The following is a 21,233-nucleotide window of genomic DNA, read 5'->3' as shown; positions in this document are numbered from 1 at the left end:
CGGCCGCCGCCTACGCCGTCGCGGTGCCGGCCGCCGCCAGGTCGGGCACGGCCGCGGAGCCGGACGCGTCGAGCCAGGCCTCCAGCCCGTCGGCCGGCACCGCCCGGCGGACCAGCCAGCCCTGGGCCACGTCACAGCCCAGCTCCTCCAGCCGGTCCCAGGTCCGCTGGTCCTCGACGCCCTCGGCCACCGTGGTCAGCCCGAGGTTGTGCCCGAGCTCCACGACCGAGCGCACGATCAGCGCGCTGCGCGGGTCGACGGCCATCCGGGCGACGAAGGACCGGTCGATCTTCAGCTGGTGCACCGGCAGGTCCTTGAGGTGGGCCGGTGCGGTGAAGCCGGCGCCGAAGTCGTCGATCGAGAGCGTGACGCCGCACTCGGCGAGGCGGCCGAGCACCCGCCGGGCCCGGTCCGGGTCGGCCATGATCGCGCCCTCGGTGACCTCCAGCTCCAGCGAGGACGCCGGGAGCCGCCAGCGGCCGAGCAGCTCGCGCACCTCGTGGACGAAGCGCTCGTCGACGAGGTTCGGGACCGAGACGTTGACCGCGACACCCAGGGAGAGGCCGGCGTCCCGCCACCGGGCGCACTGCTCCAGCGCCGCGTCGATGACGTACCGGGTCAGCGGACGGATCAGCGGCGTGCGCTCGGCGAGCGGGATGAACTCACCGGGCGGGAGCAGCCCGCGCTCCGGGTGCTGCCAGCGCACCAGCGCCTCCACGCCGCGCAGCCGTCCGCCGGGGAGTGACACCGTGGGCTGGAAGTGCAGGACCAGCTCGCGGTTGTCGATCGCGCGCCGCAGCTGGCCGAGCAGGCCGAGCCGCTCCACGCTGTGGTCGTCGAGATCCGCGTCGAAGACGCACACCCCGAGGCCGCGGTCCTTGGCCGTGTACATGGCGATGTCGGCGCCGCGCAGGAGCGACTCGACGTCGTCCCCGTGGACGCCGGAGAGCGCGATGCCGATGCTGGCGTCGACGTCGAGGGAGGCGCCGTCGACCTCGATGGGCGCCTCCATCGCGGCCAGGGCCCGGGTGGCGAGCTCCCGTGCGTCGTCGGGGCCGGCGGTGGACGGGAGCAGGATGGCGAACTCGTCGCCGCCGAGCCGCGCCACGGTGTCCGTCGCACGGACCGCCCTCTGCAGCCGCGTGGACACCGCCTGCAGGACGACGTCGCCGTGGGCGTGGCCCAGCGTGTCGTTGATGTCCTTGAAGCGGTCGAGGTCGATGAGCGTCAACGCCGCCCCGTCGGCGCCGGCCAGTGCCTCCGTCACGCGCTGGCGCAGCAGCGTGCGGTTGGGCAGGCCGGTCAGCGCGTCGTGCAGCGCCTGCTGGCGGTTGCGCTCCGCCTGCGCGACGACCTCGCGACGGCTGTGCGTGAGGACCGCGGTGAACCAGGCGACCAGGGCCAGCCCGACGCCGAACCCCACCGGCGTGGCGACGAGCAGCAGGTCCTGCACGTCGCCCAGCGAGGCCAGGGACGCGCGGGCCTCCTCGAAGTGCTCCTCGGCCTCATGGCGCAACAGCGACTCGAGGGCGTCGAAGGAGGGGTCGACGCGTGCCTCCTCGACCTCCTCGGCGCGCTCGGGGTCCTCGGCGGCGACGACGAGCAGCTCCTCCACGGCCGAGCGGCATCTCTCGTGCAGCCGCAGCCACTCGTCGACGAGCGCGTCGTGCCTGGTGCCGTCGACGCCGGCCAGCTCCTCGATCGCCGCGCGGGTGGCGGCGCCGGCCGTGTCGTACTGCGCGCGCAGCTCGGTGTCCGGCTCGGTCACCAGCTGGTCGAGCAGGTCCTCCTGGAGCGCGAGCGACCGCTCCGCCTCCATGGAGGCCTCCGACACCCGGGCGCTCTGCTGGCTCTGTGCGGCCGCGTGGGCGTTGGTCACCGTGGCGGCCACCGAGAAGGCGGTGAGCGTGAGCAGGACCGCGACCAGCCCCACGGCGGCAGTGTGGGTGGGCAGCCGCAGGGCCCTGCGCCGCCTGTAGGAGGCCTCGGACCGGGGTCGCACTGAGGTGGCGGCCCCCGGCCGGCGGTCGTCGGTGTCCATGGCCCCTCGTCGGTTCGGTCGTGCTCCGTGCGGAGCCTGCGTCCCCAGCAACGGAGGAGGGCGGCCACGGCTTGAGCCGGCGGCCGCGCGCTGTTCCCACGGGGTGAGACCGGGCCCGGCGTGTCGCGCGGTCCGCGCCGCGTGTCCCGGCCGCGAGCAGGATCACAGCGGGGGTGTCTCCGCAGGTCGACCGGTGCACCCCGGGACGCACCGCCCCCGGCACGCCAGGGGCCGTCGTAGTCTCGAGGGGCCTGCCCGGCCGCACGACGACGTGCCTGCGCCGGGTCCCGCCCGTCCACGCGTCCTCCGGACCCGACCCGTCGGAGCCCATGACCTCCCCACGCACCGAGACCAGCGACCGACCCGACGAGACCGCCGAGAAGCCCCCGCGGACCCAGCTCAGCGCCACCCAGGTGGTGGCCGGTGCCCTGGCCGCCGTCTCCGCGGCGGTCCTCGCCTCCTTCTTCGGCGTGGCCGGCACCGTCATCGGCGCAGCCCTGGTCAGCGTGGTGAGCACCACGGGCTCCGCCGTCTACAGCGCCTCGCTCAGCCGCACCACCGAGCGGCTGCGCAAGGTGCGCACCCAGATCGGCGGCAGGCCCTCCGCGACCGCCGACGCGGCCGGCGACGACACCGCCACCCGCGTGCTGCCCGCCCACCTGGACCCGCGCCGCGCCGCGCCCGCCTCGCGACCGCTGCTCGCAAGGGTGCGCTGGCCGCGGGTGGCCGCCTACACCGCCGCCGTCTTCGTCCTCGCGATGGCCGTCGTCACCGGCATCGAGCTGATCGGGCAGAAGCCGGTGTCCGCGCTGGTCGGGTCCGACACCTCGTCCTCGTCGACCACCCTCGGCGAGCTCGCCACCGTGTCGTCCTCGCAGGACACCACGCCGACCTCCCCGGCCACCACGTCGCCGGCCGACGGGACGACCGAGGCCCCGGCGTCCACGGCTCCGGAGAGCGGCGCCGAGGAGTCCGGCTCCGAGGAGAGCGACTCCTCGACGCCCGCGACCTCCACCTCGGAGTCCTCGCCGACGGACGACGACGGCGGCAGCTCCGACACCAGCTCCGACACCGACACCGGCACCGACTCGGGGACGGAGGGCGACTCCGGCACCGACTCCGGCACCGATGGCGACACCGGCGGTGGCACCTCCGAGCAGACCGGGCAGTCGACGCAGGAGCCGCAGGCCGGCGGCGCGACGGGGGCCGAGCCCACCTCCTGACCCGCCGGGGTCAGGAGCCGACCGTCGCGCACCCGGGACTCACGGGTGCCGTCGGTTCAGCGGGTGCCGAGCTCCTGGGCGACCACCGGGACCAGCGCGGCGAAGGCCTGCCCGCGGTGGCTGCGCGCGTCCTTCTCCGCCGGCTCGAGCTCCGCCGCGGTGGACTCCAGACCGTCGGGCAGGAACACCGGGTCGTAGCCGAAGCCGTTGCTGCCCCGGGGCTCGCGGGCCACCTGCCCGCGCCACTGCCGCTCGATGACGTGCTCGCTGCCGTCGGGGGTGACCAGCGCGGCGGCGCACACGAAGGCCGCGCCGCGGCGCTCGTCGGGCACGTCGGCGAGCTGGCCGAGCAGCAGCGCGGTGTTGGCCGGGTCGTCGCCGTGCCGGCCCGACCAGCGCGCCGACAGCACGCCCGGCATCCCGTTGAGCGCGTCGACGGTGATGCCCGAGTCGTCGGCCACCGCCGGCAGGCCGGTGTACCGGACCGCCTCGCGTGCCTTGAGCAGCGCGTTCTCGGCGAAGGTCGCGCCGGTCTCGGGTGCCTCGGGGTAGTCGGCGACGTCGCGCAGGCCCACCACCTCGACGCCGGGGACGGCGGTGGACAGCAGCCGCTGCAGCTCGGCGAGCTTGCCGACGTTGCGGGTGGCCAGGAGCAGCCGGGTCATCGCTGCCGCGCCTCCTGCTGCCGCGCCGCCTGCTGCACGCGGGTGAGCTCCGCGCAGCCGGCGACGGCGAGGTCGAGCAGCGCGTCGAGGGTCGGCCGGTCGAACACCGCGCCCTCGGCGGTGCCCTGCACCTCGACGAACCCGCCGTCGCCGGTGCAGACGACGTTCATGTCGGTGCCGGCGCGCACGTCCTCCTCGTAGGCGAGGTCGAGCCGCGGCTCGCCGTCCACCACGCCGACGCTCACCGCCGCGACCGACTGCACGATCGCGTTCTTCTTCGCCAGCTTCTTCCGTGCCCCCAGCCAGGAGACGGCGTCGGCGAGGGCCACGTACGCGCCGGTGATGGCCGCCGTCCGGGTGCCGCCGTCGGCCTGGAGGACGTCGCAGTCGATGGCGACGCTGTTCTCCCCCAGCGCCGCCAGGTCGATCGAGGCGCGCAGCGAGCGGCCGATGAGCCGGCTGATCTCGTGGGTGCGCCCGCCGATGCGGCCCTTGACCGACTCGCGGTCGCCGCGGGTGTGCGTGGCGCGGGGCAGCATCGCGTACTCGGCGGTGACCCAGCCCAGGCCCGAGCCCTTGCGCCAGCGGGGCACGCCCTCGGTGACGCTGGCCGCGCAGAGCACCCGGGTGCGGCCGAACTCGACGAGCACGGAGCCCTCGGCGTGGTCGAGCCAGTTGCGGGTGATGGTCACCGGGCGGAGCTGGTCGGCCGAGCGGCCGTCGGGGCGGGTCACGGACGCCGAGCCTATCGACGCCCCCTCGGCCCGCGCCCGCCCGGCGGGATCGCGCCCCAGCGGCCACGATCGTGCTCGTGCGATCGGAGCTGCGGACGGTGCGGACCGGCGGGGTGCCGGCGGTGGTCGACCTGACCGGGGAGTGCGAGGAGTTCGTCCGGGGCCAGGGCGACGGGCTGCTGCACGTCTTCGTGCCGCACGCCACGGCCGGCGTCGCGGTCATCGAGACCGGCTCCGGCAGCGACGACGACCTGCTCGCCCAGCTCGACGAGCTGCTGCCCCGCGACGACCGGTGGCGGCACCGGCACGGCAGCCCCGGGCACGGCCGCGACCACGTGCTGCCGGCGTTCGTGCCGCCGGCCACCAGCGTCCCGGTGCTCGAGGGGCGGCTGCTGCTGGGCACCTGGCAGTCGATCTGCCTCGTCGACCCCAACGGCGACAACCCGGAGCGGCACGTGCGGCTGTCCTTCCTGGCGGGATGACCACGGGCCGTTCCGCCCCGCTGCCGTCCCGTCCCGGGGGCACGGCATCATGCCAGACATGACCGAGACCGCGCCCGCTCCCGTCCGTCTCGTGCCCGGCGACCCGGCCCCCGACTTCACGCTGTCCGACGCCGACGGCACCCCGGTCTCGCTCGCCGACCACCGCGGCCGCCGGGTGATCGTCTACTGCTACCCCGCCGCGCTCACCCCGGGCTGCACCACCCAGGCGGTCGACTTCACCGCCGCGGCCGGCGAGCTGGCCGAGGCGGGGCTGGACATCATCGGCATCTCGCCCGACCCGCCGGAGAAGCTGCAGCGCTTCCGCGAGCAGGAGGGCCTGGGCATCACCCTGGTCTCCGACCCGGACAAGCAGGTGCTGACCGCCTACGGCGCGTACGGCACCAAGAAGCTGTACGGCAAGGAGGTGCAGGGCGTCATCCGGTCGACGTTCGTGATCGACGCCGCGGGCCGCGTCGAGCGGGCCGCCTACAACGTCAAGGCCACCGGGCACGTCGCGAAGCTGCGCCGCGACCTCGGCCTGGACTGACCCTCGCCGGTCAGGCCCGCAGCCCCAGGACCCCGGTGACCAGCGCGTCGCAGACCGTCGCGGCGGCCTTGAGGTCGGGCTCACGCGAGACCATGACGTCGGAGTAGAGGAACGACTCCCCCAGCCGCACGACCGCGTAGGCCAGCAGCGGCAGCGGCACCTCCGGCGTCAGCCCGAGCGTCTCGACGTCGCGCTCGAACAGGGCGGTGTAGGCCTCGATCATCCGCGGCTGCACCCGCCCGCGCGGGTCGGTGAGGATGCGCAGCGCGGTGGCCGGTTCCTCGTCGATGAGGTGGCGCAGCGACGGCGCCGTCCCGAGCACCGAGCGGAAGTCCTCGATCACCGCCAGGCTGCGCAGCCGGCCCGGCTCCCCCTCGCCCTCCGGCCGGGAGTCGTGGACCTGGGCCGCCTGCCGGAGCGTGCGCTCGGCGAGCCACCAGAGCGCCTCGCCCAGGATGGCGTCGCGGTTGCCGACGCGGCGGAACAGCGTGACCCGGGAGATGCCGAGCGCGGCGGCGAGGACGGTGGTGTCCAGGCGCTCCTCGCGGAGCAGCGTGTGCGCGGCCCGCCGCACGACCTCGTCGGGGGGCGCGATCACACCGCCGAGCCTAGGGCCGCGGTGACCTGCGGGTACACCGTCCGGGCAGCCGGTCCGCCCCGGCCGCGCCGGCAGCGCACCGGCCGCAGGTGGCCGGGGACCCGCACGTCGGCATCGCCAGAGCACCGCCGGGTGGGGCAGCATGGCCCGGCATGAGCGAAGAGATCGGCGTCACGGGCCTGGCCACGATGGGGGCCAACCTCGCCCGGAACCTGGCCCGCCACGGCTGCCGCGTGGTCGTCCACAACCGCACCCGGGCACGGACCGACGCGCTGCTGGCCGCGCACGGCGACGAGGGTGAGTTCGTCGCGACCGGCTCGGTGCAGGAGTTCGTCGCCGCCCTCCAGCGACCGCGCCGGGTGATCGTCATGGTCCAGGCCGGGGCCTCGACCGACGCCGTCGTCCAGGAGCTGATGGCGCTGCTCGACGAGGGCGACGTGCTCGTCGACGGCGGCAACGCCCGCTACACCGACACCATCCGGCGGACGGCGGCCCTGGCCGAGAAGGGCGTGCACTTCGTCGGCTCCGGGATCAGCGGCGGCGAGGAGGGCGCGCTGCTCGGGCCGAGCATCATGCCCGGCGGCTCCGCGGAGGCCTACCGGCTGATCGGCCCGCTGCTGGAGAGCATCGCGGCCGTGGTGGACGGGACGCCGTGCTGCACCCACGTCGGCGGCGACGGCGCCGGCCACTTCGTGAAGATGGTGCACAACGGCATCGAGTACGCCGACATGCAGCTCATCGCCGAGGCCTACGACCTGCTGCGCACCCGGCTGGGCATGTCGCCCACGGAGATCGGCGAGGTGTTCGCCGGGTGGAACGAGGGCGACCTCGACTCCTACCTCATCGAGATCACCGCCGAGGTCCTGCGGCACGTCGACGGCGATACCGGCCGCCCCTTCGTCGACGTCGTCCTCGACCAGGCCGAGCAGAAGGGCACCGGGCGCTGGACCGTGCAGTCGGCGCTCGACCTCGGGGTGCCGGTGAGCGGCATCGCCGAGGCGGTGTTCGCCCGGGCGCTGTCCGGGCACGCCGAGCAGCGGGCCCCCGCGCGGGAGGTGCTGCCCGGCCCGTCGTCGGCACCCGAGCCGGTGGCCGACCGGGACGGCTTCGTCGAGGCGGTCCGCCAGGCGCTGTACGCCTCGAAGGTGGTGGCCTACGCCCAGGGCTTCGACCAGATCACCGCGGGCGCGCAGGCGCACGGCTGGGACGTCGACCGGGCCGCACTGGCCACCATCTGGCGCGGCGGCTGCATCATCCGGGCCCGCTTCCTCGACCGGATCCGGCAGGCGTACACCGACGAACCGGACCTGGCCACGCTGCTCGTGCACCCGTACTTCCGCGACGCCGTGGCCGAGTGCCAGGAGGGCTGGCGCACCGTGGTGGTCGAGGCGGCCCGCGCCGGCATCCCGGCGCCCGGCTTCGCCAGCGCGCTGGCCTACTACGACGGCCTGCGCGCCGAGCGGCTGCCGGCCGCGCTGATCCAGGGCCTGCGCGACCTGTTCGGCGCGCACACCTACCGGCGGGTCGACCGCGAGGGTGCGTTCCACACCCTCTGGTCGGAGGACCGGCGCGAGGTGCCCGCCGGCTGAGCGGCGCCGCGACCGGGCCGGCCCTCACGCCGTCCACGTCCCCGGCCGCGGCTGCCGGTGCGGCCCGCCGTCCCAGCCGGCGTCCCACGGGAAGCGACCGGCCGGCGAGGCCCAGGCCAGCTGGTACGCCGGCACCGAGTACTCCGCCGGCCGCTGGTACCAGCGGTTGGCGCCGAGCAGCACCGCGCCGGGGTTGGGGCAGTCCTCGACGACCAGCTGCTCCCGCGCCGCGTCCAGCAGCTCGCCGGGCACCAGCGACCGGCCGGCGACGATCTCGGCGGCGACCGCGTCGAGGTGGGCGTCCTCCTGGTCCAGCCAGGCGGTCGTCTGCGGGTCGGGCGTCATGCGGTGCAGCCTGCGCGTCGGCACCGACAGGACGCGCACGCACACAGGCGGTCGTGGACGGCGGGGCCGGCTGTGGACGACGGCGGCCGGATCGTCGTCCCCGGGGTCAGCCCTCCGTGGCCCGCTTGGCCCGCGCCCGCCGCTTGCCCTCGTGCATCGCGGCCACCCGCGCGACCGGGATGGTGTGCCCCTCGGCCACGAGGTCGGCGGGCAGCTCCTGCGGCGCGGGCAGCAGTGCCGTCCACGGGTCGCCGTCCCCGAGCCGCTCCGGCGCCGTCCGCACGGTGACGTCGCCCGGCCGCACGGAGGCCAGGTCCTCCCACGCGACCGGCGCCGACACCGGCAGGCCCGGGCGGATGCGCGGGCTGTAGGCAGCCACGATCGTCGAGGAGCCCGAGCGGGTCGAGTCGAGGAAGACCCGGCCGTGCCGGTCCTCCCGGATGTAGGCGGTCGTGGCCAGGTCCGGGTCGAGTGCTGCGGCGTGCGCGGCCAGCGCGCGGGTCGCCGCGGCGGCGTCCTCGGGTCCCAGGCCGCGCACCGGGACGACGACGTGCACGCCCTTGGACCCGCTGGTCTTCACCGCCCCCGCGAGGCCGGCGCCGGCCAGCGCGCGCCGCACGAGTTCCGCGGCCCGCACGACCACGTCGAAGTCGGCGCCCTCCGGCGGGTCGAGGTCGAGCACGAGGCCGGTCGGCTCCGTCTCGGCGCCGGCGCGGAAGAAGGGGACGTGGAACTCCACCGCCCGCTGGTTGGCCAGCCACAGCAGCGTGCGGCGGTCGTCGCAGAGCACCTGGTGCACCTCGCGGTGCGCGCCGAACGACCAGACCGGCACGGTGCGCACCCACTCCGGCGCGCCCTTGGCGACGTTGCGCTGCATGAACGGCTCCTGGCCCGGCCGTACGCGCTTGACCGACAGCGGCCGGCCGGCCAGCTGCGGCACGAGGCGGTCGGCGAACGCGTCCAGGTGGTCGACCAGGTCGCCCTTGGTCACCCCGAGCCCGTCCCCGAGCGGCTGGTCGAGGCTGGTCAGCCGGACGCCGTCCCGTTCGTCGTCGACCACCGGCCCACCGTGCCGTGTCCCCGCGGGCCCGGCAAGCGCGACGGCCCGCGCTACGGTCCGCCGGGTGAGGCCCCGCTCCCGGCTCCCCCCGTGGCCGGTGACCGCACCGGAGGAGGACGGCATCCGGCTGCGCCCCTTCCGCGACGGCGACTGGCCCGCGGTGGTGGACCTGTCGAGCGACCCCTACGTCGCCGCCATCAGCACGCTGCCCAGCGCGGCGGACGAGGACGCCGCCCGGGAGTGGATCCGGCGCCAGCACCGGCGGTGGACCGACGGCGCGGGCTTCTCCTTCGCGGTCGCCGACACCACGACCGACCGCGCCGCCGGGCAGATCGGCCTGTGGCTGGACCGCTGGGGCGTGGGCGTGGGGACGGTCGGCTACCTCGTGGCGCCGCACGCCCGCCGGCGGGGTGTGGCGACCCGCGCGCTGCGCGCCGTCACGGCGTTCGCCGCCACGCTGCCGGGACTCGACCGCCTCGAGCTCTTCGTCGAGCCGGGCGACACCACCTCCGTCCGGACGGCGGAGCGGGCGGGGTACCGCCGCGTCGACGTCGTCGCGCACCCCCGCCGGACGGGCGGTGGGACGGTGGACATGGTGCGGTTCACGCGCCGGCCGCCGGGGGCCTGATCCGGCCGCCGTCCTCCCTCACCGCAGCGCGTCCTCCCCACGGTGGGCGGTCGGGGAGGACGCGCCACGATCAGGTCACCTGATCGTGGCGCCGCCCGGCTCACACCTCGTAGGAGGCGCCCGGCCGGGCCAGCTCGGCGGCCGGGAACACCGCCCGGGCGGCGGCCAGCTGCGCGGCCGGGTCGACCCAGGCGGGCACGTGGGTGACCAGCAGCCGGCGCACCCGCGCGGCCGCCGCGGCCTGGCCGGCCTGCCGGCCGGTGAGGTGCAGGTCGGGCGGCAGCCCGTCGACCTCGGGGTGGGCGGCCTCGGCCAGCAGCACGTCGGCGCCGTACGCCAGGTCGACGACGGCGCGGCTCGGGCCCGTGTCGCCGGTGTAGACCAGCGAGCTGCCGTGCGCGGTCAGCCGGATGGCGTGGCACTCGACGGGGTGCGCGGTGCGGGCGGTCCGCACGGCGAAGGGACCGAGCCGGGCCGAGACCGGGGTGACCGCGAAGTCGAAGACGTCGGTCAGCGGGCCGCCGTCGGCGTCGTAGGCCGCGGCCAGCCGCCGCTCGGCACCGGCCGGGGCGATCAGCGGCAGCCGACGACGCGAGGAGCGGCCGGAGTACCGGTGCCAGACGACCAGCGGGGCGACGTCGAGGCAGTGGTCGGCGTGCAGGTGCGAGAGGTACAGCGCGTCGATCGAGTCGGGGTCGGCGAGCGCCTGCAGGGCACCGAAGGCGCCGTTGCCGAGGTCGAGCAGCAGGCGGAAGCCGTCGTGCTCCACCAGGTAGCAGGAGGCCGCCGACGTCGGGCCGGGACCGCTGCCCGAGCACCCGACCACCGTGAGCCTCACGCTGCCGTCCCCTGCCGGTCCCGGCCGACGCCCCGTTCCCTCACCATGGCGCGGCCAGGCTAGCTGCCGCGCTCAACGCGCCCGCAGCACGCCCCCGGCGGGCACGGACAGCACGCCGTCGGTCCAGCGCAGGCCGGTGAGGTCACGGACGACGACGTCGGCGCCGGCCGTCAGCGCCCGCGCACCGATCCCGACCACCCGTGCGCCGGCCGCTCGCCCGGCGGCGATCCCGGCGGGGCTGTCCTCGAGGACCACGGTCTCCTGCGGGCGCAGACCCAGGGCCTGCGCGCCGAGGCGGTAGCACTCCGGGTCGGGCTTGCCCGCCCGCACGTCCGGGCCGGTGACCATCGCCTTCGGCAGGGGCAGGCCGGCGGCGGTCAGCCGAGCGGTGGCCAGCGCCGGGGTGCCGGAGGTGACCACGGCCCACACCTCCGCGGGGAGGGAGGCCAGCAGGTCGGCGGCGCCGGGGACGGCGGGCACCGTCTCGGCGTCCTCGAGCTCGTAGCGGTCGATGAGCGCGGTCGCCGCCACCCGCCGCGCCCCGGGCACGAGGTCGGCGACCGTGTCGGCCGACCGGCGGCCGTGCACCACGGCCATGACGCCGGCGGGGTCGAGCCCCTGCTCGGTGGCCCACCGCGACCAGGAGGCCGTGACGGCGGCGTCGGAGTCGACGAGGACGCCGTCGTTGTCGAACAGCAGGCCGCGGGCGGGCAGCTCGAGCGGGGCCCTCACGCCCAGAGCTGGCCCTCGAGGGCCGCGGTGGCCTCGTCGAGGGTGCCGGCGTAGGCGCCGGTGGAGAGGTACTTCCAGCCGCCGTCGCAGACGATGAAGACGATGTCGGCCCTGCGGCCCGCCGCGACCTCCTTGTCGGCGATGCCCAGGGCGGCGTGCAGGATCGCCCCGGTCGAGATGCCGGCGAAGATGCCCTCGCGCTCGACCAGCTGCCGGGTGCGGTGGATCGCGTCCTCCGGCCCGACGGAGAAGCGGGAGTCGAGCAGCTCGGCGTCGTAGAGCTCCGGGATGAACCCCTCGTCGATGTTGCGCAGCCCGTAGACCAGCTCGCCGTAGCGCGGCTCGGCGGCGATCACCTGGACGTCGGGCTTGTGCTCGCGGAAGTAGCGCGAGCAGCCCATGAGCGTGCCGGTGGTGCCCAGGCCCGCGACGAAGTGGGTGATCGAGGGCAGGTCGGCGAGGATCTCCGGGCCGGTGCCGGTGTAGTGCGCCTCGGCGTTGGCCGGGTTGCCGTACTGGTAGAGCATCACCCAGTCGTCGTGCTCGGCGGCCAGCTCCTTGGCCATCGCCACGGCCTGGTTGGAGCCGCCGGCGGCCGGCGAGCTGATGATCCGCGCGCCGTACATCTCCAGGAGCTGGCGGCGCTCCACCGAGGTGTTCTCCGGCATGACGCAGATCAGCCGGTAGCCGCGCTGCCGGGCCACCATCGCCAGCGAGATGCCGGTGTTGCCGCTGGTCGGCTCCAGGATCGTGTCGCCCGGCGCGAGCTTCCCCTCCTTCTCGGCCGCCTCGATCATCGAGATGGCGGCCCGGTCCTTGATGGAGCCGGTGGGGTTGTGGTCCTCGAGCTTGGCCCACAGCCGCACGTCGGGGGTCGGCGACAGCGACGGCAGCCCGACCAGCGGGGTGCCGCCGAGGGAGTCGACGAGGGAGGCGAAGCGGGCCATCGAGTGCTCTTCCGGGAGACGGAGGGTGGGGACGGGGAGGACGGGGCCTCAGCAGCCGCCGGCGACCGCCGGGAGGATGGTGACCGAGTCGCCGTCCTTGACCTGGGTGTCCAGCGCACCGGTGAAGCGCACGTCCTCGTCGTTGACGTAGACGTTGACGAAGCGGTGCAGCTTGCCCTCCTCGGTCACCAGGCGGCCCTTGAGGCCCGGGTGCTTGGCGTCGAGGTCGTCGACGAGCGCGCCGAGGGTGTCCCCGCTGCCCTCGACGGTCTTGTTGCCGCCGGTGTGGGTGCGCAGGATGGTCGGGATCCGGACCTCGATGGCCATGGTGTGCGGTTCTCCTCGGGAGGGGTCGGGGACGTGCGGCAGCGCTGCGGAGGGCAGCGCGGGAGTGCTCTCGGTCGCGGGCAACGCCCGCTCGCCGCCGGGAATTCCTACGGGCGGCCGGCCCCCCTGCAGGAGGGGCCTTCCTCAGTCGTAGACGACGGTCGTCGGCGAGTGGCCGAACAGGTAGGACTCGACGACCTCGACGTCCTCCTCGGTCACCTGGCCGCCGACGATGCGGAAGCTGCGGAACTCGACCTCGTCGCCGGCCAGCCCGGTCCGCTCGCCGTGGTGCCGGGTGGAGACGAGGACGTAGTGCGCGTTCGGCTCGGAGGCGTAGCTGACGTCGGTGCGCGACGGGTACGCCTCGGTCGCGGTGTGCGAGTGGTAGACGACGACCGGTTCCTCGTCGCGGTCGTCCATGTCCCGGTACAGCCTGAGCAGGTCGGCGGAGTCGAACTCGTAGAACGTCGGCGACCGTGCGGCGTTGAGCATCGGGATGAACCGCTCGGGACGGTCGCTGCCCTCCGGGCCGGCGACGACGCCACAGGCCTCGTCCGGGTGGTCCTCCCGGGCGTGGGCCACGATGGCGTCGTAGGTCGCGCGGTCGATGCGCAGCACGACGCCCAGTCTAGGCGGCGCCGCGCGGCCGCCGGGACGTCGGTCCGGGCGGAGGACGGGTCACCGGCGGGTCACCGACCGGATACGGTGCGGGACCGTGGTCCTCGAGCTGCTCATGGTCGTCGGCGTGGTCCTGCTCGCCCTGCCGTCGCTGTGGCTCGGCGTCGGCGGGCTGACCCGGCGCACCGGGCACTACAGCAGCGACGTCACCGCCGACCGGGCCTCGCTGGTCCTGCTCGTCGCCGTCCGCGCGCTGACCCTGCTGCTGGTCCTGCTGCTCTCGGCGGTCGTGCTCGTCTGCGCCGTCGGGGCGTTGGTCCGTGACCTGGAGATGCCCAGCCTGGTGTCGGTGTTCTTCGTCCTCGACCTGCTGCTCGCGGTGCTGGTGGTGCTCACCTTCGGCCGGCGCGACCGGCGGCGACGGCGTCGACGAGCGACCCCTGCAGCGCGGTGAGCCAGTAGTAGACGGCCAGCTGCTGGCCCTCCTCGCCCGTCGGGTCGTCGGGCGGCTCGGTCTCCTCGGTGACGCCGATCCGCTCCCCCAGCGCCAGCCGCAGGTCGTTGGTGGTGCGCAGCCAGGCGCCGGCCTGCTCGCGGTCCAGGCGCACCTCGCCGCCCCCGGCCGCGAGCGTCGCCCGGACGGCGGCGAGGTCGTCGGTCTTGCCGCTGCGCAGCGCCGCCTCGGTCATCTCGCGGTAGTCGGCGGCCAGCCGCGGGTCGCTGCGGTGCCCGGCCGGCAGCAGCCGGTCGAGCACGGGATCGCCCTCGACGTCGGCGGGGTCGGCGGCGAGCAGCTGCTCGAGCTGGTCGAGCAGGAGGCCGAGGACGCCGGCCTCGGCGGGGTCCAGGCGGGCGACGACGTCGTTCCCACGACGGCGGAAGGGTTTCACGAGTCCCGCTGGTAGGTGGCCCACAGGCCGTAGGCGTGCAGCCGGCTGGTGTCGTGCTCCATCCGCTCGCGCGGGCCCGAGCTGACGATGGCCCTGCCCTCGTGGTGCACCTGCAGCATCAGCCCGGTGGCCGTCGGCTCGTCGTAGCCGAACAGCTCGCGCAGCACGTGGGTCACGTAGGTCATGAGGTTCACCGGGTCGTTCCAGACGATGGTGACCCACGGTCGGTCGAGGTCGGCGGTCTCCTCGACCGTGGTCTCGGGTGTCTGCGTCGGCGCGAGGGGTCCGGCCACGTCACCACTCTAGGACGGCACACCTAGGCTCCGGCCATGCCGACGGGTCCCGCCCTCCTCACCGACCGGTACGAGCTGACGATGGTCGCCGCCGCCCTGGCCGACGGCACCGCCGACCGCGACTGCGTGTTCGAGGTCTTCGCCCGGCGGCTGCCGCACGGCCGCCGCTACGGCGTCGTCGCCGGCACCGGCCGCCTGATCGAGGCGCTGCCGGAGTTCTGCTTCGGCGACGACGAACTCGAGACGCTGCGCGCCCAGGGGCTCACCGACCCCCGGCTGCTCGACTGGCTGGCCGGCTTCCGCTTCTCCGGCGACGTCGACGGCTACGCCGAGGGCGAGCCGTTCTTCCCCGGCTCCCCCGTGCTCACCGTCCGCGCGCCGTTCGCCGAGGGCGTGCTGCTGGAGACCCTGGTGCTGTCGGTGCTCAACCACGACAGCGCGATCGCCTCGGCCGCCGCGCGCATGGTCGGCGCGGCCTGCGAGCGGCCGTGCATCGAGATGGGCTCGCGCCGCACCCACGAGCAGGCCGCCGTCGCCGCGGCGCGCGCCGCCTCGCTGGTCGGGTTCGTGGCCAGCTCGAACCTGGAGGCCGGACGGCGCTACGGCGTCCCGACGACGGGCACCAGCGCGCACGCGTTCACCCTGCTGCACGACGACGAGACCGACGCCTTCCGCGCGCAGATCGAGGCGCTCGGCGTCGGCACCACCCTGCTGGTCGACACCTACGACGTCGTCCAGGGGATCCGCAACGCCGTCGCGGTGGCCGGGCCGGGGCTGGGCGCGATCCGGCTCGACTCCGGCGACCTGCCCACGCTGGCCACGCACGCCCGCGAGCTGCTGGACTCCCTCGGCGCGACCGGCACGCGGATCATCGTCACCAGCGACCTCGACGAGTTCGCCATCTCCGGGCTGATGGCCGCGCCGGTCGACGGCTACGGGGTGGGCACCTCGCTGGTCACCGGCTCGGGCGCCCCGACCGCCGGGATGGTCTACAAGCTGGTCGAGCGCGACGGGGTGCCGGTGGCCAAGCGCTCGGAGGGCAAGAACTCCGTCGGCGGCCGCAAGACCGCCGTCCGCCGGCACGACGCCGACGGGACGGCGACCGCCGAGGTGGTCACCAGCGGGCGGGTCGAGCCCCGGGACGGCGACCGGTCGCTGCTGGTCGAGCTGGTCCGCGGCGGGCGGGTGGTCGACCCCTCCTCCCCGGCCGACGCGCTCACCGCGGCGACGGCGCACCACCGCCGGGTGCGCGAAGCGCTGCCGCCCGAGGCATGGGCGCTCTCGCGCGGGGAACCGGCACTGGAGACGGTGACCGAGTGAGGACGGGAGGACCGCGATGAGCCGCGCACTGCTGGTGGTCGACGTGCAGAACGACTTCTGCGAGGGAGGCAGCCTGGCGGTGGCCGGCGGCGCGGCCGTGGCGGCGGCCATCAGCGCCCACGTCCGCGACGCGGCCGGGGAGTACGCGCACGTCGTCGCCACCCGGGACCACCACGTCGACCCCGGCGGCCACTTCGCCGAGCAGCCGGACTTCCTGGAGACGTGGCCGGCGCACTGCGTCGTCGGCACCGCCGGGGCGGAGCTGCACCCCGCGCTGGACCGGGAGCCGCTCGAGGCGGTCTTCGACAAGGGCGAGTACGCGGCGGCCTACTCGGGCTTCGAGGGGCGCGCCGAGGGGACACCGCTGGCCGACTGGCTGCGCGAGCGCGGGGTGGACGCCGTCGACGTCGCCGGCATCGCCACCGACCACTGCGTGCGGGCCACCGCGCTCGACGCCGTCGGCGAGGGCTTCGCGACCCGGGTGCTGCTGCACCTCACCGCCGGGGTCTCCGAGGCCTCCACCGACGCCGCCCTCGACCAGCTCCGCACCGCCGGCGTCCAGCTCGAGGGCACGGTGACCCGGGGCTGAGGTGCCCTCGTGGTGGTCCTCGTGCTCCGCGGGCGCTGCAGGACCCCCGACGCACGAGGAACGCCCGCAAACGCCGCGTCACAGCGCGTCGAGGACCTCGTCCCTCGTGAAGCCGAGGACCTGCAGGACGGCGTCGAGGTAGGGCTGGTTGAGCGCGGTGTGGGCCTGCTCGCGCACCACCGGCTTGGCGTTGAAGGCGATGCCCAGGCCGGCGGCGTTGAGCATGTCGAGGTCGTTGGCGCCGTCGCCGACGGCCACCGTCTGCTCGAGCGGGATGCCGTGCTCGGCGGCGAAGCGGGCCAGCGCGCGCGCTTTGCCGGCGCGGTCGACGATCTCGCCCACCAGACCTCCGGTGAGCCGGCCGTCGGCCACCTCGAGGGTGTTGGCCGCCGCGAAGTCCAGGCCCAGTGAGACGGCGAGCGGGTCGGTGATCTGGGTGAAGCCGCCGCTGACGATGCCGCAGCGGAAACCCAGCCGCTGCAGGGTCCGGATCAGCGTGCGGGCGCCCGGGGTCAGCTCCAGGTGCTCGCGGACCTCGTCGAGCACCTCGACCGGCAGCCCGGCCAAGGTGCGCACCCGGGCGCGCAGCGACTCGGCGAAGTCCAGCTCGCCGTTCATCGCGGCCGCGGTGATGCGGGCGACCTCGGCGGCGCGGCCCGCGCGGGCGGCCAGCTCGTCGATGACCTCGCCGCGGACGAGGGTCGAGTCGACGTCGAGGACGATCAGCCGCTTGCTGCGCCGGGCCAGCCCCACCTGCTCGACGGCGATGTCGGCACCGCTGGCGGCGGCGACGGCGGCCAGCGCGGTGCGCAGCTCGGTGGCCTCGGCGCCGGAGACCGTCAGCTCCAGGCTCGTGACCGGGTAGTCCGACAGCCGGCGGATCGCGTCGATGTTGCCGCCGACCCCCGCGATGGCCGTGGCGGCTCCCGCGACGGCCGCGGGCGGCACCGGGCGGCCGAGCAGGATGACGTGGTGCGGGCGGCCTGCGCGGGCGCCGCCCGGGCCCGGGCCGGAGGCCGACTCGATCTCCACCCGGACCCCGGTGGCCTCGGCGACCCCGGCCCCCAGGCGGGCCAGCCCGGAGAGGAAGGTGGCCTCGTCGACCGGCCCGTCGGCCGGCAGGGCGCCCAGGACGACGCCGAGCACCAGGTGGCCGTGCACGACGACCTGCTCGACGTCGACCACCTCGACCGGCGCGAGACCCTCGGCGCCCTCGGCCAGCGCACCGAAGAGCCGGGCGGTCACCCCGGGCCGGTCGACGCCGGTCACCGTCAGGAGCGCGCGGGGCCCCTCCACCGGCGGGTGGGCAGCTGTGCGGGGAGCGGGGTCGAGCGACACGGCGTCATGGTGCCGCACGCTCCGGGCCGGCCCCGGAGGCGGTCCGGACACGGCGACGCCCCGCCGGCCGGGGCCGACGGGGCGTCGCTGGTGAGATCGCGGGCGGCCCCGCTGCAGGGTCCCGCCGCGAGCCTGCGAGCGGTGGGGGGCAGCGGGGTCCTTCTAGAAGGGATCGGGGTCGTTGGGACCCTGACGGGGACCGGAGTCGCCGGACAGCTCGCTGACCCCGCCGTAGGGCTCGTGCCGCTTCCCGACGTGCGCCTCGCGCTGGAGCCGCTCGATGAGGTGCGGGTAGTGCGCCTCGAAGGCCGGGCGCTCCGACCGGATCCGCGGGATCTCCGTGAAGTTGTGCCGCGGCGGCGGGGACGACGTCGCCCACTCCAGCGAGTTGCCGTGACCCCAGGGGTCGTCGCGCAGCGCGAGGCGGCCGTACTTCCACGACTTGGCGACGTTGTAGAGGAACGGGATCGTCGAGGCGCCCAGGATGAACGACCCGATCGTCGAGATCACGTGCAGCGTCGTGAAGCCGTCGGTCGGCAGGTAGTCGACGTACCGGCGCGGCATGCCCTCCGTGCCCAGCCAGTGCTGGACGAGGAACGTCGCGTGGAAGCCGATGAAGGTCAGCCAGAAGTGCAGCTTGCCCAGCCGCTCGTCCATCATCCGGCCGGCCATCTTCGGGAACCAGAAGTAGATGCCGGCGTAGGCGGCGAACACCACGGTGCCGAAGACGACGTAGTGGAAGTGGGCGACGACGAAGTAGCTGTCGTTGACGTGCCAGTCCAGCGGCGGGCTGGCCAGCAGCACACCGGTCAGACCGCCCAGGAGGAAGGTCACCAGGAAGCCGATCGAGAACAGCATCGGCGTCTCGAAGGTGAGCTGCCCGCGCCACATGGTGCCGATCCAGTTGAAGAACTTGATGCCGGTCGGCACGGCGATCAGGTAGGTCAGGAAGGCGAAGAACGGCAGCAGCACGGCGCCGGTCGCGTACATGTGGTGCGCCCACACGGTCAGCGAGAGGCCACCGATGAGGAGCGTCGCGGCGACCATGCCCTTGTAGCCGAACAGCGGCTTGCGCGAGAACACCGGGATGACCTCGGTGATGATGCCGAAGAACGGCAGCGCGATGATGTAGACCTCGGGGTGGCCGAAGAACCAGAAGAGGTGCTGCCACAGCATCGGCCCGCCGTTCTCGTCGGAGTAGACGAGGGCGCCGAGGTTGCGGTCGGCCAGCATCGCCAGCAGCGCCGCGGTGAGGATCGGGAAGGCCAGCAGCACCAGCAGGCTGGTGACCAGCGTGTTCCAGGTGAAGATCGGCATCCGGAACAGGGTCATGCCCGGCGCCCGCAGGCAGACGATCGTGGCGGTGAAGTTGACCGCGCCGAGGATGGTGCCCAGGCCGCTGACCGCCAGACCGCAGAACCACATGTTGACGCCGACGCCGGGGGTGTGCACGACGTCGGAGAGCGGGGCGTAGGCGTACCAGCCGAAGTCGGCCGCCCCACCGGGGGTGAAGAAGCCCGAGACGACGATCGCGCTGCCGAAGAAGAACAGCCAGAACGAGAAGGCGTTCAGCCGCGGGAAGGCGACGTCGGGCGCACCGATCTGCAGCGGCATGATCAGGTTCGAGAACGCGAAGAACAGCGGCGTCGCGAACATCAGCAGCATGATGGTGCCGTGCATCGTGACCAGCTGGTTGTACTGCTCCGGTGACAGGAACTGCAGGCCGGGCTGCCCCAGTTCGCCACGGATCAGCATGGCCATGAAGCCACCGATGATGAAGTAGGCGAACGAGGTGGCCATGTACATCAGGCCGATGGTCTTGTGGTCCGTGGTCCGCAGCAGGTTCGACAGCTGGGAGCCCCGCTGGACCTCGCGAGCCGGGCTCGGCCGGCTCACGATCGGTGCAGGCGCGATCGTCACGAGCCGCAGCTTAGACCGTGTGCGCCGGGGCCGTCCGGCCCGACCGGGAGGGCACGCCGCCGCACGGAGCGTGCACCCCGGCGCACCCTCAGGTCACATCATGATCACGATGGTTTCCGCCCTGCTCAGGAAGGGAACAGGACCGTCCGGCGCTGGAGATCCCAGGCCCCGGCCACCTCGGCCACATGCTCAGGAGGTCCACCGTGGAGATCCTCTGGAACATCATCGTGCTGATCGTCGTCGGCGCGATCGCCGGCTTCATCGCACGCGCCGTCGTCCCGGGCAAGCAGTCGATGAGCATCGGGATGACCATCGTGCTCGGCATCGTCGGCTCCCTCGTCGGGAACCTGCTCGGCAGCCTGCTCAGCGGCAGGGGCTTCGAGCTCGGCACCGCCGGGATCATCGGCTCGATCATCGGCGCCATCGTGGTGCTGCTGGTCTACGTGTTCGCCACCCGGGGACGCAGCCGCGCCGTACGGTGACGTCGTTCCCGCCGCCGTGACGGCGTCGGGGACACCGCACAGCACAGCCCGGAGGGGCCCGGCCGCCACGGCCGGGCCCCTCCGGCGTCCACGGGGTCAGACCGTCCAGGTGGTGACGTCGACGGCGAGGGTCACCGACACGTGCGCCGGCAGCCGCGCCACCGCGCCGGCCAGCCGCCCCGGCGCGAGGTGCCGCGCGTGCGGCCCCATCCCCACGACGGTGGTGACGGCGCGCCGGTCGAGCACCAGCTCCTCGCGGTGCCGCACTCCCCCGGCCGGCGTGAGGTGCGGCTCGAGCGCGCTGGACAGCCGCGCCGCCTTGTCCGGGTCGACCCGCAGCAAACCCAGCGGCCCGACCAGCTCGGCGAGGTGGTCGGGCGCGGGGGTGGCCACCACCAGCCGGCCGCCGGGACGCAGCACCCGCGCGGTCTCCGGGCCGTTGCGCGGGGCGAAGACGACCGTCACCCGGTCCACGGCGGCGTCGCGGACCGGCAGCCGGGCCCAGGTGTCGGCGACGACGGCCAGCGCGCGGGGCGAGGCCCCGGCCGCCCGCCGGGCGGCGTAGCGCGAGGAGTCGAGCACCACACCCACGGCGTCGGGCAGCCGGTCGAGGACACCGGCCAGGTGGTGCCCTGTGCCGCCGCCGAGGTCCAGGACGCCGTCCACCGGCCCCTCCCCCGCGGCGACCGCGTCGGCGAGGACACGGGTCAGCCCGGCGTAGGTGCCGGCGGCGAGCACCTCCGCCCGGTCGGCCACCATCGCCGCGGTGTCGCCCGGCGGCGGCGTGTGCCCCGGCGGCAGCAGCGTGACGTGGCCCTGCCGGGCGCGGTCGAAGGAGTGCCCGGCAGGGCAGCGCAGGCCGGTGTCCCCGGGCAGGGCCGCCAGGGGCTGCCCGCACACCGGGCAGGCGAGCAGCGCCACCGCCCGCGCCGGCCAGGGCCGCCGATCGCTCACGGCCGGCCCGCGGGCGTGGCCACCGCCGGCGGCGCCCGCGGCGGGGGGGGGGGGCGCGCCCGGGGTCGGGGGG

25 protein-coding genes are annotated in these 21,233 nt (G+C 74.9%); 9 read left to right on the top strand and 16 right to left on the bottom strand.

Annotated features, from left to right (window positions below; genetic code table 11):
* Positions 1 to 10: 10 nt before the first annotated feature.
* The gene (locus ABQ292_RS10830; protein WP_369206112.1) at positions 11 to 1,933 is read right to left on the bottom strand and encodes a putative bifunctional diguanylate cyclase/phosphodiesterase; all 1,923 of its coding nucleotides are present in this window, start codon (positions 1,931 to 1,933) and stop codon (positions 11 to 13) included.
* A gap of 437 nt (positions 1,934 to 2,370) precedes the next feature.
* On the opposite strand from ABQ292_RS10830, the gene ABQ292_RS10825 reads away from it, so the two are divergent.
* On the top strand, positions 2,371 to 3,264 hold the full coding sequence (locus tag ABQ292_RS10825) for a hypothetical protein (RefSeq protein ID WP_369206110.1): 894 nt from the start codon (positions 2,371 to 2,373) through the stop codon (positions 3,262 to 3,264).
* A 56-nt stretch (positions 3,265 to 3,320) separates the two neighbouring features.
* Here ABQ292_RS10825 and rdgB read toward each other — a convergent pair whose 3' ends face one another.
* Positions 3,321 to 3,929, bottom strand: coding sequence for an RdgB/HAM1 family non-canonical purine NTP pyrophosphatase (rdgB, locus tag ABQ292_RS10820; protein WP_369206108.1), 609 nt, complete (start codon positions 3,927 to 3,929; stop codon positions 3,321 to 3,323).
* Complete coding sequence (gene rph / locus ABQ292_RS10815; protein ID WP_369206106.1) at positions 3,926 to 4,663, bottom strand: ribonuclease PH; 738 nt, start codon at positions 4,661 to 4,663, stop codon at positions 3,926 to 3,928. The genes rdgB and rph overlap by 4 nt, the downstream gene beginning before the upstream one ends.
* 77 nt (positions 4,664 to 4,740) lie before the next feature.
* Between rph and ABQ292_RS10810 the strand changes: the two genes are divergently transcribed.
* Both ABQ292_RS10810 and bcp read left to right on the top strand, forming a co-directional pair.
* Positions 4,741 to 5,145, top strand: coding sequence for a YjbQ family protein (locus tag ABQ292_RS10810; protein WP_369206104.1), 405 nt, complete (start codon positions 4,741 to 4,743; stop codon positions 5,143 to 5,145).
* A 58-nt stretch (positions 5,146 to 5,203) separates the two neighbouring features.
* A complete protein-coding gene (gene bcp / locus ABQ292_RS10805) occupies positions 5,204 to 5,692 on the top strand; it encodes a thioredoxin-dependent thiol peroxidase (protein WP_369206102.1) in 489 nt (162 codons plus the stop codon).
* A 10-nt stretch (positions 5,693 to 5,702) separates the two neighbouring features.
* Here bcp and ABQ292_RS10800 read toward each other — a convergent pair whose 3' ends face one another.
* Positions 5,703 to 6,290 (bottom strand): QsdR family transcriptional regulator, encoded by a 588-nt coding sequence (locus ABQ292_RS10800; protein WP_369206100.1) that lies wholly within the window; start codon positions 6,288 to 6,290, stop codon positions 5,703 to 5,705.
* A 152-nt stretch (positions 6,291 to 6,442) separates the two neighbouring features.
* Here ABQ292_RS10800 and gnd point away from each other — a divergent pair, with 152 nt between their 5' ends.
* Positions 6,443 to 7,879: an NADP-dependent phosphogluconate dehydrogenase gene (gene gnd, locus ABQ292_RS10795; protein WP_369206098.1), complete on the top strand. Its 1,437-nt coding sequence runs from the start codon at positions 6,443 to 6,445 to the stop codon at positions 7,877 to 7,879.
* 24 nt (positions 7,880 to 7,903) lie between these two features.
* Here gnd and ABQ292_RS10790 read toward each other — a convergent pair whose 3' ends face one another.
* Positions 7,904 to 8,224 carry a DUF4262 domain-containing protein gene (locus ABQ292_RS10790; protein WP_369206096.1) on the bottom strand — a complete coding sequence of 107 codons (321 nt, stop codon included), beginning with the start codon at positions 8,222 to 8,224 and terminating at the stop codon, positions 7,904 to 7,906.
* Positions 8,225 to 8,330: 106 nt separating this feature from the next.
* Positions 8,331 to 9,284, bottom strand: coding sequence for a DNA polymerase domain-containing protein (locus ABQ292_RS10785; protein WP_369206094.1), 954 nt, complete (start codon positions 9,282 to 9,284; stop codon positions 8,331 to 8,333).
* Between the two features lie 64 nt (positions 9,285 to 9,348).
* Between ABQ292_RS10785 and ABQ292_RS10780 the strand changes: the two genes are divergently transcribed.
* Complete coding sequence (locus ABQ292_RS10780; RefSeq protein ID WP_369206092.1) at positions 9,349 to 9,912, top strand: GNAT family N-acetyltransferase; 564 nt, start codon at positions 9,349 to 9,351, stop codon at positions 9,910 to 9,912.
* 100 nt (positions 9,913 to 10,012) lie between these two features.
* Here ABQ292_RS10780 and ABQ292_RS10775 read toward each other — a convergent pair whose 3' ends face one another.
* From ABQ292_RS10775 to ABQ292_RS10755, 5 genes are all read right to left on the bottom strand, one after another.
* On the bottom strand, positions 10,013 to 10,750 hold the full coding sequence (locus tag ABQ292_RS10775) for an MBL fold metallo-hydrolase (RefSeq protein ID WP_369206090.1): 738 nt from the start codon (positions 10,748 to 10,750) through the stop codon (positions 10,013 to 10,015).
* 72 nt (positions 10,751 to 10,822) lie between these two features.
* Positions 10,823 to 11,482 carry an HAD-IA family hydrolase gene (locus ABQ292_RS10770; RefSeq protein ID WP_369206088.1) on the bottom strand — a complete coding sequence of 220 codons (660 nt, stop codon included), beginning with the start codon at positions 11,480 to 11,482 and terminating at the stop codon, positions 10,823 to 10,825.
* A complete protein-coding gene (locus ABQ292_RS10765) occupies positions 11,479 to 12,429 on the bottom strand; it encodes a PLP-dependent cysteine synthase family protein (RefSeq protein ID WP_369206086.1) in 951 nt (316 codons plus the stop codon). Before ABQ292_RS10765 ends, ABQ292_RS10770 begins: the two co-directional genes overlap by 4 nt.
* 48 nt (positions 12,430 to 12,477) lie before the next feature.
* Entirely contained in the window at positions 12,478 to 12,756 is a 279-nt protein-coding gene (locus ABQ292_RS10760; RefSeq protein WP_369206084.1) for a ubiquitin-like small modifier protein 1, read from the bottom strand.
* A gap of 144 nt (positions 12,757 to 12,900) precedes the next feature.
* Positions 12,901 to 13,374 (bottom strand): M67 family metallopeptidase, encoded by a 474-nt coding sequence (locus tag ABQ292_RS10755; RefSeq protein WP_369206082.1) that lies wholly within the window; start codon positions 13,372 to 13,374, stop codon positions 12,901 to 12,903.
* 97 nt (positions 13,375 to 13,471) lie between these two features.
* Between ABQ292_RS10755 and ABQ292_RS10750 the strand changes: the two genes are divergently transcribed.
* Positions 13,472 to 13,828 carry a hypothetical protein gene (locus ABQ292_RS10750; protein WP_369206080.1) on the top strand — a complete coding sequence of 119 codons (357 nt, stop codon included), beginning with the start codon at positions 13,472 to 13,474 and terminating at the stop codon, positions 13,826 to 13,828.
* On the opposite strand, the gene ABQ292_RS10745 is transcribed toward ABQ292_RS10750, so the two are convergent.
* A complete protein-coding gene (locus tag ABQ292_RS10745) occupies positions 13,767 to 14,264 on the bottom strand; it encodes a DUF2017 family protein (protein WP_369206078.1) in 498 nt (165 codons plus the stop codon). The genes ABQ292_RS10750 and ABQ292_RS10745 overlap by 62 nt on opposite strands.
* Complete coding sequence (gene clpS / locus ABQ292_RS10740) at positions 14,261 to 14,557, bottom strand: ATP-dependent Clp protease adapter ClpS (RefSeq protein ID WP_369206076.1); 297 nt, start codon at positions 14,555 to 14,557, stop codon at positions 14,261 to 14,263. The genes ABQ292_RS10745 and clpS overlap by 4 nt, the downstream gene beginning before the upstream one ends.
* Positions 14,558 to 14,593: 36 nt before the next feature.
* On the opposite strand from clpS, the gene ABQ292_RS10735 reads away from it, so the two are divergent.
* Together ABQ292_RS10735 and ABQ292_RS10730 are read left to right on the top strand one after the other, a co-directional pair.
* Positions 14,594 to 15,877, top strand: coding sequence for a nicotinate phosphoribosyltransferase (locus ABQ292_RS10735; protein ID WP_369206074.1), 1,284 nt, complete (start codon positions 14,594 to 14,596; stop codon positions 15,875 to 15,877).
* Between the two features lie 16 nt (positions 15,878 to 15,893).
* A complete protein-coding gene (locus ABQ292_RS10730; RefSeq protein ID WP_369206072.1) occupies positions 15,894 to 16,466 on the top strand; it encodes an isochorismatase family protein in 573 nt (190 codons plus the stop codon).
* Positions 16,467 to 16,544: 78 nt separating this feature from the next.
* On the opposite strand, the gene serB is transcribed toward ABQ292_RS10730, so the two are convergent.
* Together serB and ctaD are read right to left on the bottom strand one after the other, a co-directional pair.
* Positions 16,545 to 17,804, bottom strand: a complete 1,260-nt coding sequence (gene serB, locus ABQ292_RS10725) for a phosphoserine phosphatase SerB (protein ID WP_369206070.1) — start codon at positions 17,802 to 17,804, stop codon at positions 16,545 to 16,547.
* 162 nt (positions 17,805 to 17,966) lie between these two features.
* Positions 17,967 to 19,724: an aa3-type cytochrome oxidase subunit I gene (gene ctaD, locus ABQ292_RS10720; RefSeq protein ID WP_369206068.1), complete on the bottom strand. Its 1,758-nt coding sequence runs from the start codon at positions 19,722 to 19,724 to the stop codon at positions 17,967 to 17,969.
* Positions 19,725 to 19,927: 203 nt separating this feature from the next.
* On the opposite strand from ctaD, the gene ABQ292_RS10715 reads away from it, so the two are divergent.
* Positions 19,928 to 20,206 carry a GlsB/YeaQ/YmgE family stress response membrane protein gene (locus ABQ292_RS10715; RefSeq protein WP_369206066.1) on the top strand — a complete coding sequence of 93 codons (279 nt, stop codon included), beginning with the start codon at positions 19,928 to 19,930 and terminating at the stop codon, positions 20,204 to 20,206.
* A gap of 96 nt (positions 20,207 to 20,302) precedes the next feature.
* Here the strand turns inward: ABQ292_RS10715 and ABQ292_RS10710 are convergent, their stop codons facing one another.
* Positions 20,303 to 21,127 (bottom strand): putative RNA methyltransferase, encoded by an 825-nt coding sequence (locus tag ABQ292_RS10710; RefSeq protein WP_438940581.1) that lies wholly within the window; start codon positions 21,125 to 21,127, stop codon positions 20,303 to 20,305.
* Positions 21,128 to 21,233 lie beyond the last annotated feature (106 nt).

The organism is Geodermatophilus maliterrae (assembly GCF_041018925.1).
GTDB lineage: Bacteria > Actinomycetota > Actinomycetes > Mycobacteriales > Geodermatophilaceae > Geodermatophilus > Geodermatophilus maliterrae.
This window is presented reverse-complemented; position numbering and strand designations above follow the sequence as displayed.